General features: G+C 67.0%; 7 protein-coding genes. 5 read left to right on the top strand and 2 right to left on the bottom strand.

Annotated elements, in window-relative coordinates; genetic code table 11:
* The first annotated feature begins 220 nt into the window (after nt 1-220).
* A complete protein-coding gene (locus tag DP107_RS16860; RefSeq protein ID WP_144263292.1) occupies nt 221-754 on the top strand; it encodes a hypothetical protein in 534 nt (177 codons plus the stop codon).
* Between the two features lie 929 nt (nt 755-1683).
* Here DP107_RS16860 and DP107_RS16865 read toward each other — a convergent pair.
* Nucleotides 1684-2610 (bottom strand): IS1595 family transposase, encoded by a 927-nt coding sequence (locus DP107_RS16865; RefSeq protein ID WP_144263293.1) that lies wholly within the window; start codon nt 2608-2610, stop codon nt 1684-1686.
* A gap of 122 nt (nt 2611-2732) precedes the next feature.
* Between DP107_RS16865 and DP107_RS16870 the strand changes: the two genes are divergently transcribed.
* Together DP107_RS16870 and DP107_RS16875 are read left to right on the top strand one after the other, a co-directional pair.
* On the top strand, nt 2733-4772 hold the full coding sequence (locus DP107_RS16870; RefSeq protein WP_144263294.1) for a bacterio-opsin activator domain-containing protein: 2040 nt from the start codon (nt 2733-2735) through the stop codon (nt 4770-4772).
* 263 nt (nt 4773-5035) lie between these two features.
* On the top strand, nt 5036-5659 hold the full coding sequence (locus DP107_RS16875) for a hypothetical protein (protein ID WP_185977367.1): 624 nt from the start codon (nt 5036-5038) through the stop codon (nt 5657-5659).
* Between the two features lie 43 nt (nt 5660-5702).
* On the opposite strand, the gene DP107_RS16880 is transcribed toward DP107_RS16875, so the two are convergent.
* A complete protein-coding gene (locus DP107_RS16880; protein WP_144263296.1) occupies nt 5703-6284 on the bottom strand; it encodes an FxsA family protein in 582 nt (193 codons plus the stop codon).
* 101 nt (nt 6285-6385) lie between these two features.
* Here DP107_RS16880 and DP107_RS16885 point away from each other — a divergent pair, with 101 nt between their 5' ends.
* Both DP107_RS16885 and DP107_RS16890 read left to right on the top strand, forming a co-directional pair.
* Nucleotides 6386-7219: a hypothetical protein gene (locus tag DP107_RS16885; protein ID WP_144263297.1), complete on the top strand. Its 834-nt coding sequence runs from the start codon at nt 6386-6388 to the stop codon at nt 7217-7219.
* A 15-nt stretch (nt 7220-7234) separates the two neighbouring features.
* The gene (locus tag DP107_RS16890) at nt 7235-10936 is read left to right on the top strand and encodes a DUF6603 domain-containing protein (RefSeq protein WP_144263298.1); all 3702 of its coding nucleotides are present in this window, start codon (nt 7235-7237) and stop codon (nt 10934-10936) included.
* Nucleotides 10937-10940 lie beyond the last annotated feature (4 nt).

Here is a 10940-nt window from a genome sequence, read left to right on the forward strand (position 1 = left end):
CAGCCTCGCTGGATGTCTCAGCGTCTTCGGCGCAGACCCCGTTAATGCCGAGCAGAACACGACTGACGAAGACGAAACTGGAACCGGTGGCGAGCAGACTCCTGCGAGAACGCCCACGGCGACGACCCAACCCGACACCAGCGAGAGAACCCCTGAATCAATCCCCGACTCTGACCCTGACGTAGATGGACCGAAGGGACTGCCGAAAGGTCCTGGTGTGATGCCTGGCGACCTCTCTCCGTCACGGGTCAGATTTCATCATCGATTCAACCCGCTCGAGCGCGTCTACGTCGGGCCGATCACCTCACCACCCACGAACGAGTGGAACCCGTATTACGACGACCCCGAGCCCGGGAAAGCACTCGCTGACGTGACCGTCCACAACTCGACCATCGAGGACTGGGTCGTGAGCCCGCCCGGCACGAACTACCGGATGGACAGTCTCGAACTCACCGTCGACGGGAATAAAGTGTTCACGGCGACGGGGGGCCTCCACTACCGAGACAAATGCGGCTTCTTCGGCGTAAACCATCTCTACGTCCGGGGATCGACCGCGACAATCTCGCTCGGATACAGCCACGACCCTAGCTGCTCCGAGAGCAAGATTCGCGACGGAGCAGGGTTCTGGTACGGGCCTATTTTCGTGGCAGGGACGCTTAATGGGGACTTCGATACGCTCCGTATCGCCCTCCTCAATGGGAATACAAACTTCGACGGCTCCACGTCCGACCATACATTGGAATTCGAGGTCTAGTGCCCCGGCAGGCCTGCATCTATCTTTCCACGAGGAGAGAATCCCGCCGTTTACGACGGGAGTGAATCCGACAATTCTTGCATAAACTACGTTCTGTTGCTACTACGGATATTTAAGTAGTATCGAATCGGAGTTTGACGTACACCGAGGCGGCATCTACCGCCCAGTTCAATTGCACAATATCGGGACTCCGAGGCCCAGAATGTTCGAGACATCCTCTCGAACCGCTGTGGTGTCTCGGTTGCGAGATAACTCCGAGTCCCCTATCGGGGATAGGAGTAACGGCAGTGTGGCCCCGCCAGTAGCTCTGTCATGCCGACTGCTCTGTTGAATAGCGGTGATTGGGTGGAGAAGATAGATATGAATCGACTCGTCAGCTGATGACCCGCGTGGTCTCGAAGCCGGTGTCGATAGACCGGTGCTCAACAACCGCTATTCAACACAGCAATGCCGACCGGGTTGCAAACCAGTAAATATCCCAACCCAGCGGTGCGGTGCCGTGGGAAGCCTCGCCGTTTACGAGGAGGAGGTCACCAGTGCCAGTTCATCCCCGGCCCGCCTACCGCCTGCTCATTTGTCGCCCCCGACGCGGTGCGGGAACGCCTGTCCCATCTGCATCACTAGCCCACTATCCTACTACTGACGGTTGGTTACGAGAGAGCCTGTCATAGAAAGCTCTGCGCTCTCTGTCTATCCAAGTCTTGTCAAGACTCGCGTGCAACATACAGCGCGCGAGTCGGTCACGAGAGGATTTGTCCAGAAAGCCTACAATCAGATGAATTGCAGATTCGGTCGTGTATCCATCGGTTCCCGGCATGGATGTTCTCGTTCCCCCGACTGCGCTTTGTGTCGGTGCCCTCGGAGGGTTGTTCGTGCGCTCTTACTCAGTCTAGCGAAAAGACATTGATCGCGGTGGTGTCGACGAGCCATTAGAGTGGTGCCCGGGCAAGGGTGAGTGATCGGAGGAAGCCAAAGGTGCGAGCGGCCTGCTCCAGGCCCTGCCTGGAGAGGCCGCGGAACTTCCGCAGCCACGGCTGGATGATCGACCAGAGACACTCGACTTGGTTGGTGTGAACGCCGTCTGAAGAGACGTACTCCTCGTCGTGGAGCACAGTTCGGTGATCGTGGTTCATCTGCTGGTAGGGTGGATATTCGTCGGTCCAGACCTCCCCCAGTTCCTGGGAGAGGTCTTGGGCCTCCTCCAGCACTGGGGCTAACTCCTCGTCGTACCGTGTTCCTTTCTCTGCGGAGATCACCCGGAGCACGTCGCGGCAGGCCGCGACGAGCGTCAGTTCGTCACCCTGGTCACCGGTCCAGCGGGTGCGACCGCCTTCCGGGGACCCGCCGCGGGAGAGGCTGTCCCGCGGCGGGTCCTGGCTCTTGAAGCCGGAGCAGACCTGCTGGCTTTCGTCGATCTGCGTTGGGCCGTCAATCTCTCGGTCAAGTCGCTCCCAGACCGCTGGGAAGCCACGCTGAAAGGCGCGATCACACTTGCGGATTGCCGAATGGATTGTGTCGTACGCTCGGTCAAGCAGCATCGCGATCTGGTTGATGCTGAGTAGGGAATCAGCATACAGGACGAAGGCGACGAGGAACTCGCCCCCGGCGAGTTCCGCGTCGTAGAACGGCGTACCCAGCGTGTAGGTGGACATGAACGAGCAGCGACCGCACCAGATCCGGTCGGAACTCTGGCCGGCGTAGATCTGACCGACGCCGCAGTCGGGGCAGGTTCGTTGCTCCCAGAGGTGCTTGAGTCGCCGCTCGATCTTGCGGTCGAGCAGCTCAGTCCGAAACTCTAAGATTCCAAGCGAAGCAATCTCTTGTAGCATCCCGCCGAATGCTGTTCGTGATGGCATACATGACTGCACTCGGTGGGATGCTGTAATCCTACCCGCGTTTCGCTACGTTGAGCAAGAGCGTCTGAACATTATCCATTTCCGCCCCCTAGCTTGATATTCAAGCTGGCGAAGGTGCGCATATGAGCAAGGGGGGCCACACGGCCGTCGCCTGGCGGGAACTCGTGGACGCGGCGCTGGGGGGGCTGGGCGTGCTCGCAGGGGGGGAGTTCGTCCGGGCCAACGACGCGCTGGCCCAGGCGTACGGCTACGAGAGCGGGACGGACCTCGTCGGCCGGCCGTGGCGAGAGCTGTTCGGGGCGTCGGAACGACGCCACATCGAGGAGACGGTCCTGCCCGGCGTCGAGTCGGACGGCTCCTGGCGCGGGCAGGTGACCGGGCGGCGCGCCGACGGAACGGTGGTCGATCAGGAGCTCTCCGTCCGGCGGCTCAACGACGACCACCTCGCCTGGGCCGTCAGTCCGATGGAGCAGACGCGCACGAACGGCGAGACGCCCCGGACGGCGCCGGCCGGAAGTCGGAACCGGGGTCGAGGCCGGAACGGGAGCGATGACGGCCCCCCCGACCGGGCGGACCGGGCGGAGCTGGAGCGGTACGAGACCATCGTCGAGACGGTCGACGACGGCGTCTACGTCCTCGACGACGACCTGACGTTCGCGTTCGTGAACGAGGTGTTCTGCGACATTGTCGGGCAGTCGCGTGAGTCGCTGCTGGGGACGCCGGTGATGGACCTGTTCGTCGACGAGGAGGAGGCTGCGTTCGCCGACGAGATGCGCGAGCACGTCGTGAGCGGCGACACCACCACCGGGACCGTGGAGGGGACCATCGAGCACGAGGACGGGACAGTCGTCCGCACGGAGGCGCGCTACCGGCTCCACCCCGACGCCGAGGACGGCTTCGCCGGCTCTGTCGGTGTGGTCCGGGACATCACTGAGCGCAAGGCGCGCGAGGAGCGGCTGGGGCGCCAGCGCGACGAACTGGCGGCGCTCGGTCGCGTCACCGAGCTCCTGCACGAGGTCATCCGGGAGCTGTTCGCCGCCCGGACCCGCGAGCGCATCGAGCGGGTCGTCTGCGACCGGCTCGCGGAGTCGGAGTTCTACCGCTTCGCCTGGGTGGGCGAGCGCGCGGCCGAGGGCGATCGCGTGGTCCCCCGGGTCGCCGCAGGTGATGGAGACGGCTACCTCGACGTGCTGGATGTCACGGTGGGCGACGACCCAGCGGGGAACGGCCCCGCTGGGCGGGTGCTCCGGACCGACACGGTCCAGGTCAGCCAGGATATCGGGAGCGACCCGGCGTTCGAGCCATGGCGCGAGGCCGCACTCGACCGCGGCTTCGAGTCGGCCGCGGCGGTCCCGCTGGTCTGCGAGGACACCACCTACGGCGTGCTCGCCATCTACGCCTCCCGGCCCGGAGGGTTCAGCGACCGCGAGCAGGCCGGGCTCGCGGTGCTCGGCGAGACCATCGGCTTTGCGCTCCGGGCGCGCGACGACCGCCGGCTCCTGTTCGCGGACGCCGTCGTCGAACTGGAGTTCCGCAGCACCGACCCGGAGCTGGTGCTCGTTCCCGTCTCGGCGTCGCTGGGCTGCCGGCTGAAACTCGATGGCCATCTCGCGACCGGAGACGGGGACTGGGTGGCCTACCTCGAGGTCGACGGGGGCGCGGCGACCGCCATCGGCCGGGAACTCGAGGACCAGGCAGTCGTCGGGTGCGTCCGGGTCATCCGCGGGGATGAGGAGGGCGGCCTGCTGGAGGTCACGTTCGGCACCGGGTCGTTCCTCGACCGGGTGTCGAACCTCGGTGCACGGGTCGTGTCGGCCACCGCCGGGGAGGGGGCAGTCCGAGTGGGTCTCGAGGCACCGGCGTCGGCCGATACGCGCGACCTCGTCGGCCGGCTGGAGTCGGCCTACCCGGAGACGGAACTGCTCGCTCGCAGCGAGTACGACCGTTCCGTCAGCGAGGTCGACCTCCCGGGTGGCCCGCTGGATTCGCTCACTGACCGCCAGCGACAGGTCCTCAAGACGACCTACCGGGCGGGCTACTTCGACTGGCCCCGCGAGAGCACCGGCGAGGAGGTGGCCGCGACCCTCGACGTGGCGGCGCCGACGCTCCACGCCCACCTGCGGAAGGCCGAGGAACGGCTCCTCTCGGAACTCCTGGACTGAGGCCGGAAGGCCGCGTTCGAGTGCCGTCGGACCGCCACGGCTGAGTGCTGCCAGCGGGTCGACCGCGCGGCGTTCACGCGTCGCCGTGGCGACATCGCCATCCGCCCGCCGTGGCTGGCTAATCAGATAGTGTCCCGTTTTTACTCGGTCCGTTCAGTCTCGCCACGCATCCGAATAATGCCAGTACCTGCCACACGCTTCCCGGGGGTCGCGTGGCGAACCCATCGCCGACGGAGCGGCCCGAACGGGGGCGACAGCGACCGATGACCATCGACCTCGCGCCGGTCCTCATCCTCTGGGCGGTCGTGGGCACGCCGCTGCAGGCGGCCACGCCAGCGGCCGGCATCGGTGGGGCCATCGAGGGGTTCGTCGGGAGCCTCGACCCACAGTCGGCCGCGCTGTACGGCGGGAGCGGCGTGGCGTCGCTCGGCGCGGTCCGCTATCTCATCAAGCGGCGGGCCGCGTCGGGGAGCAGCGGGGGCACCAGCGTCAGCACGAGCGGCGGAGCGTCGGTCGCCACCACCACGCGCTCGGGCGGCTCGAAGCACAAGGTCGCGTTCACGCTCCCCTCGTTCCTCCCGGTGTCGAAGGGTATCCGCAGCGTGACCCACAACGAGATCCACGCGCTCGAACTCGGCATCCTCGTCGGGGGTGTGTCGGTCTGGCTGTTCTCCGTCGGCCGGACCCGGGCCGTCTACGGCATCGTCATCGCGTTCGTCGTCGGGAGCCTCGGGTTCCGTCGCTACGGCAGCAAGGCGTTCAAGACCATTCGGCTGGAGCCGTGGTACGCCCTGATATCGCTGGCCATCGGTGCTGGGCTCGGCTGGTCGCTGTTCATGATGGAGCCGAGCCTCACGACCCAGCTCGGCCTGACCGGAGGTACCTGAGATGCCTGGGGCCGTGCAGGGGGCACACCCCAGCCCGGCGGATTCACCGCTCCTCGTCGCCGCTTCCGGGGTCCTCGACCTCGATGTCGTAGGCGTCGTGGTCGTCGAGGTCGACGACCTCGTCGCCCCCGCCTGGGCCGCCGGGGCCCGGCCAGCCACTGCCCGAATCGGGCCCCGACGGGCCGCTCCCGGCACCTCCGAAGCCGCCACCCCCCATCGTCCCGAACTGGACGTTGATGCTGCCGTCCCCGATCTTCTTCCGGACGTACGGGCCGACGACCCACCGCGTGAGCGCGACCCGGAGCGGGTAGCGCGTGAACGGGAGGACGAACAGGAACCCTGTCAGGTCGGTCAGCAGGCCGGGCGTGATGAGGAAGGCACCCCCGACGAGGATGAGCGCGCCGTCGAACAGCTCGTCGGTGGGGGGCTCCATCCGCTGTGCGCGTTCCTGGAGGCGGCGGAGGGTGGCGCGCCCCTCGCTTCGGACGAGCAGCGACCCGAGGAGGGCGGTCAGCACGACCAGCCCGACGGTCGGGAGGGCGCCGATCTCCCCCGCGACGACCATGAGGAAGAGGGCGTCCGCGAGCGAGAGAAGCAGGGCGAACAGCAGCAGGAGCCCGAACATGCCAGTCCCTCGGCGGGTGCGACGCAAAACGCTTGGCCCCCCGGGACGCCGGGCACGCCCGAAACGGTCCACGTCTCGGCCACTCTTGGAGGTGCCCGCTGATGGCGGAGATGCCGGAGAACACCATCGTGTTCGAGAGCATCCCCGAGTCGGACGCGAACACCATCCTCGACGAGGAGATCAACAAGCGGAACCACGAGGGGGCCGAGGATTTCAAGCAGGCCGTCCAGAAGGCCGAGAACAACACCGGGTCGGGTTCCTCGGTCCTGTCGGTGTTCGAGCCGCTGGAGCTGGACGGCATCGGCTACGAGGTCGTCCTGTCCGGGGAGGCCGGGTTCGGTGCCGGCGGAATCGGCTCCGCGGTCGGGATGTCCGTCCTCTGGATCGTCGACAGCGACTCGCCCGATTACGGGGGGCCGTACTACTACGTCTTCGGCACGGTGTCGGCGAGTATCGGCGTCGACCTGAACTTCACGTTCGGCCAGGGGGCGATGGGGTTCATCGGCTGGTTCGAGGGCGCCGACAAGTCGATGACGTCGGGCACATGGGGCGGTGCGTCCCACCAGCTCGCGCTCCAGGGCGCGCTCTCCGTGGGCGGCGGGCTCGGGGTGGACGTCAGCTACACCTCGACCAACGTCCCGTTTTCCGGGCTCGTCTCCCTGTTCCAGGACACCGACGAGATCTGGCGCGCCGTCGGGGGCGAGCTACGGACCCTCGAGGGCAAAGGCGCCGAGCTCACCTTCGAGTACAGCTTCACGATGGCGAACCAGACCACGTACGAGGACGCGATGAACTACCTCGCCGGCGTCGACGAGCGGCTGGCGGACCGCATCAACCGAGAGGTCAACAAGGAACTGCACGACCAGGGTCTCATCACCGACGAGGGGTTCTGGGATATCCGCCGCATCGAGCAGTACTTCCTGCGGGGTGGGTAGCCATGGGGGGACAGCATGAGTAACGGGTCCGGTTCGGACTCCGGGTCAGGGTCCGACTCCGAGGGCGGGATGCCGACCGGCGCCCAGCTGACCGTCGAACTCGTCAAGATCGTCGAACCGCTCGTCACGGCGTTCGAGGACGGTCCCGAGGGCGTCGAGGGCCTGCTGACGGAAACGGGGATCGGCGAGGAACTGCTGAGCGAGGACCCGGCGAAGGTGTTCGACACCATCGAATCCGGCGTGCAGGGGCCGGGCCAGAGCCTGAAGAAGACCATCGTCGAGCTGGCCGAGGAGGCCTCGGCCGCGATGGGGCCGGTCGAGGGGCTGGGCGACCTGGACAACGTCGACTGGGCGGCCTTCTTCGAGGCCGTCGAGTTCGAGGACCTAGAGAGCATCGCGAAGAGCGCGAAGGGCATCTACGAGAGCGTCCAGGCGCTCTCGACCGTCACCATCGAGGCGCCGGGCGCGGACACGCTAGCGGACGCCCTGCTCGACTACCTCCTCATCACCTACCTCGAACGCCATCACGCCGACTTCCACGGGCTGTGTTGCATGCTGGGGGTCATCATCGAGGGGAGCGACACGGAGCCGGACAAGCTGGTGCTCGAGAACCTGGCGAAGGGGTTCCAGGACCCGCTCGGGCAGGCGCAGACGCTGTTCCAGTGGGCCGGGAAGGAGAACCCCTTCGGCGCCGTCTTCCTGCTCCACTACCTGAAGAAGGGCATCCGGGGGGCGGGGATGCCGGCCAGCGTGACGGAGGTCTCCGACGAGCGGCTCGCGGCCTACACCGGTGCCGACGGCCCGGACGACCTGGCACCCGACGCCATCGTCCACGGGAACCGGCAGCTCTCGATTCCCTTCCTCAGTTACCAGCACGATACGGGTGGTACCGCGGAGGTCGGCGCCCGGCTCGTCCCGATCCCGCCCGAGCAGAACACGAAGTACCTCTCCGGGCTCGCGCTGGTGCTGTACGGATCGCTCGATAGCGAGCTGTCGGCCCCCGTCGGGACCGACTGGACGGTGACGAGCGACGCGTCGGGCAAGCTCGCCAACCGCGGCGTCCGCGCCCAGCCCACGACCGAGCCGTCGCTGGAGTTCACGCCGCTGAACGTCGCGGGCTCGAAGACTGACTCGCCCGCCGACCAGTCCATCGACACCCTGGTCTGGGAACTCGGGCTGGAGTACGACGCCAAGCCTGACGAGGTGCTCTCGGTCCCGCTCGAGACCGCTGTGGGCCAGCTCATCTTCAAGAAGTTCGACCTCGACACCACGTTCGAGTACGAGGGCGGGCAGTTCACCGTCCGCACCGAGGCCGTCGGCGCGGCGCGGGTGCGGGTGGAGCCGGAGGGCGGGTTCCTGGAGAAGATCGTCCCCGAGCCCATCCAGTACGACTTCGAGCTGACGGTCGGCTGGTCCTCCGAGAGCGGGTTCTACTTCGACTCGGGTGGCACGCTCGAGATCGCCCTGGCCGACAGCATCACTCTGGGGCCGCTCGCCATCAAGGAGACCTACCTCGGCATCACGCCGGGCGGCAGCGAGGACGGCAGCCTCCCCATCACCATCGCCACCACGCCCGCGCTCGACCTGGGGTTCCTGACCGCGCAGGTGAACCGGGTGGGGCTCAGGGCCGACATCTCGTTTCCGGAGGGTCGCGAGGGGAACCTCGGCCACGCGGACATCGACATCGGCTTCGAGCCGCCGAGCGGCCTCGCGCTCGGGGTCGACGCCGGGCCGGTCAGGGGGGGCGGCATCATCAACTTCTACCCGGATGAGAACCGCTATTCCGGGGCGCTCCAGCTCCAGATCGGCAAGTACGCCATCACCGCCATCGGCCTGCTGAAGACGGAGCTGCCGGGCGGCGGCGACGGCTACTCGTTCCTGTTGCTCATCACGGCGGAGCTGCCACCCATCCAGCTCGGCTTCGGCTTCACGCTCAACGGCATCGGCGGGCTGGCGGGCATCCACCGCTCGATGAAGCGCAAGCCGCTGGCCAAGGCCGTCCGGACGGGGTCGCTGAACTCCGTCCTGTTCCCGCAGAACGTCGTCGAGAACGCCCAGCGCATCATCAGCGACCTGCGTTCGGTCTTCCCGCCGACCCGGGACCAGCACGTCTTCGGCCCGATGGCGAAGTTCGGCTGGGGCACGCCGACGATGCTCACCATGGAGGTGGGCGTCGTCCTGCAGGTCCCCTCCATCGAAATCGCCCTCCTCGGCGCGTTCCACGTCGATCTGCCCGACGAGGACGCGGGGCTCATCTCGCTCAACCTCGCGGTGTTCGGCTACCTCGACATCCCCGACAAGTTCCTCTCGGTCGACGCCAGCCTCTACGACTCCCGCATCGTCGCGTGGACGGTGTCGGGGGACATGGCGATGCGGCTCCGCTGGGGTGACAACGCGAAGTTCATGCTGTCGGTCGGCGGGTTCAATCCCCGGTACGACCCGCCGAAGGGCTTCCCGGAACTCGACCGCATCACCGCCTCGCTCACGCCGCCGAGCGGCCAGCCACGACTCGAGTACACGGGCTACCTCGCGGTGACGCCCAACACCTTCCAGGTCGGCGCGGCGGTGGCTCTCCGCGCCGATGTCGGGCCACTGACGGTCGACGGGAAGCTCGCGCTCGACGCGCTGTTCCAGTTCAACCCGTTCAAGTTCATCGTCGACTTCCTCGCGGAGCTCTCGGTGACGTTCAACGGGAACGGGTTGAGCATCAAGATCGACGGGACCATCTCCGGCCCCGGCCCGTTCCGCATCGAGGGGAAGGTCCACGTCGACGTGCTTATGTTCTCGGTCACGGCGCGGATGGACGTCAGCATCGGCTCCGGCGGGGAGACGGAGGAACTCCCGGCCGCGAAGGTGATGCCACAGCTGACCGAGGCACTGGGGCGGCCGGGCAACTGGGCGGCACAGGTGCCGGAGGGCGAGAGCTCGCTCGTGACACTGCGGCAGGGCCAGCGCGAGCAGAAGCAGGAGCAGGGAGGCCAGCAGAACGGTGGTGGGAACGGGTCGTCGAGCGGCGGCGACGGCTCCTCGAAGGTTATCGCGCACCCGCTGGGCGGCATCAGTGTCCGGCAGACAGTGGTCCCGCTGGGGGAGCGCGTCGAGAAGTTCGGCAACACGGTCCCGTCGGACTACGAGTCGTTCCGCATCACGTCGGTGACGGTGAACGGGCAGCCGGTGGCCGACAGGAGCGCACTCCGCGAGAAGTTCGCCCCGGCGAAGTACCGGAAGATGTCGGACAGCGAGAAGCTGAACGCCCCCTCGTTCGTCAAGCGCACCGCCGGCACGAAGGCGGGCGGGGACCGGGTCCACTACGGCGGCACGGACGACGCCAGCCACCGGACAACCGCCCGGCTGGAGTACGAGACGACCGTCGTCGACCGCGAGGAGAACAACTACAAGGTCCCCCTCTCCTCGCTGGGTACCTTCGCCCGGCTGGACGTGCGGCCTGAGTCGGCCCGCATCGGCATCGACGCGGGGCGGCTCGACCAGCTCCTCCGGCAGACCGCGGCCGCGGACCTCGCGCTCGGCAACGAGTTCCTCGCGTACGACCCGCTCGTCGTCGGCGTCGGTGACGAGGGGTTCGAGGTCGAGGACCTGACGGACGACGAGACGACGACCGTGAGCGGCGACGAGACCGGCGAGACCCTCCTCGAATCGGGCAACGGTGTGACCACCTTCGACAGCGAGGTCACGCTGTCCCCCTCGAACGACGACTGACCCC

The sequence above is a fragment of the Haloglomus irregulare genome, assembly GCF_007421925.1.
GTDB classification, from domain to species: domain Archaea; phylum Halobacteriota; class Halobacteria; order Halobacteriales; family Haloarculaceae; genus Haloglomus; species Haloglomus irregulare.

Excerpts from the sequence above, each read along its gene's own strand:
- DP107_RS16885 (WP_144263297.1), top strand. The coding sequence starts at position 6,386 with ATGGCGGAGATGCCGGAGAACACCATCGTGTTCGAGAGCATCCCCGAG.
- DP107_RS16860 (WP_144263292.1), top strand. The coding sequence starts at position 221 with ATGCCTGGCGACCTCTCTCCGTCACGGGTCAGATTTCATCATCGATTC.
- DP107_RS16880 (WP_144263296.1), bottom strand. The coding sequence starts at position 6,284 with ATGTTCGGGCTCCTGCTGCTGTTCGCCCTGCTTCTCTCGCTCGCGGAC.
- DP107_RS16870 (WP_144263294.1), top strand. The coding sequence starts at position 2,733 with ATGAGCAAGGGGGGCCACACGGCCGTCGCCTGGCGGGAACTCGTGGAC.
- DP107_RS16875 (WP_185977367.1), top strand. The coding sequence starts at position 5,036 with ATGACCATCGACCTCGCGCCGGTCCTCATCCTCTGGGCGGTCGTGGGC.
- DP107_RS16865 (WP_144263293.1), bottom strand. The coding sequence starts at position 2,610 with ATGCCATCACGAACAGCATTCGGCGGGATGCTACAAGAGATTGCTTCG.
- DP107_RS16890 (WP_144263298.1), top strand. The coding sequence starts at position 7,235 with ATGAGTAACGGGTCCGGTTCGGACTCCGGGTCAGGGTCCGACTCCGAG.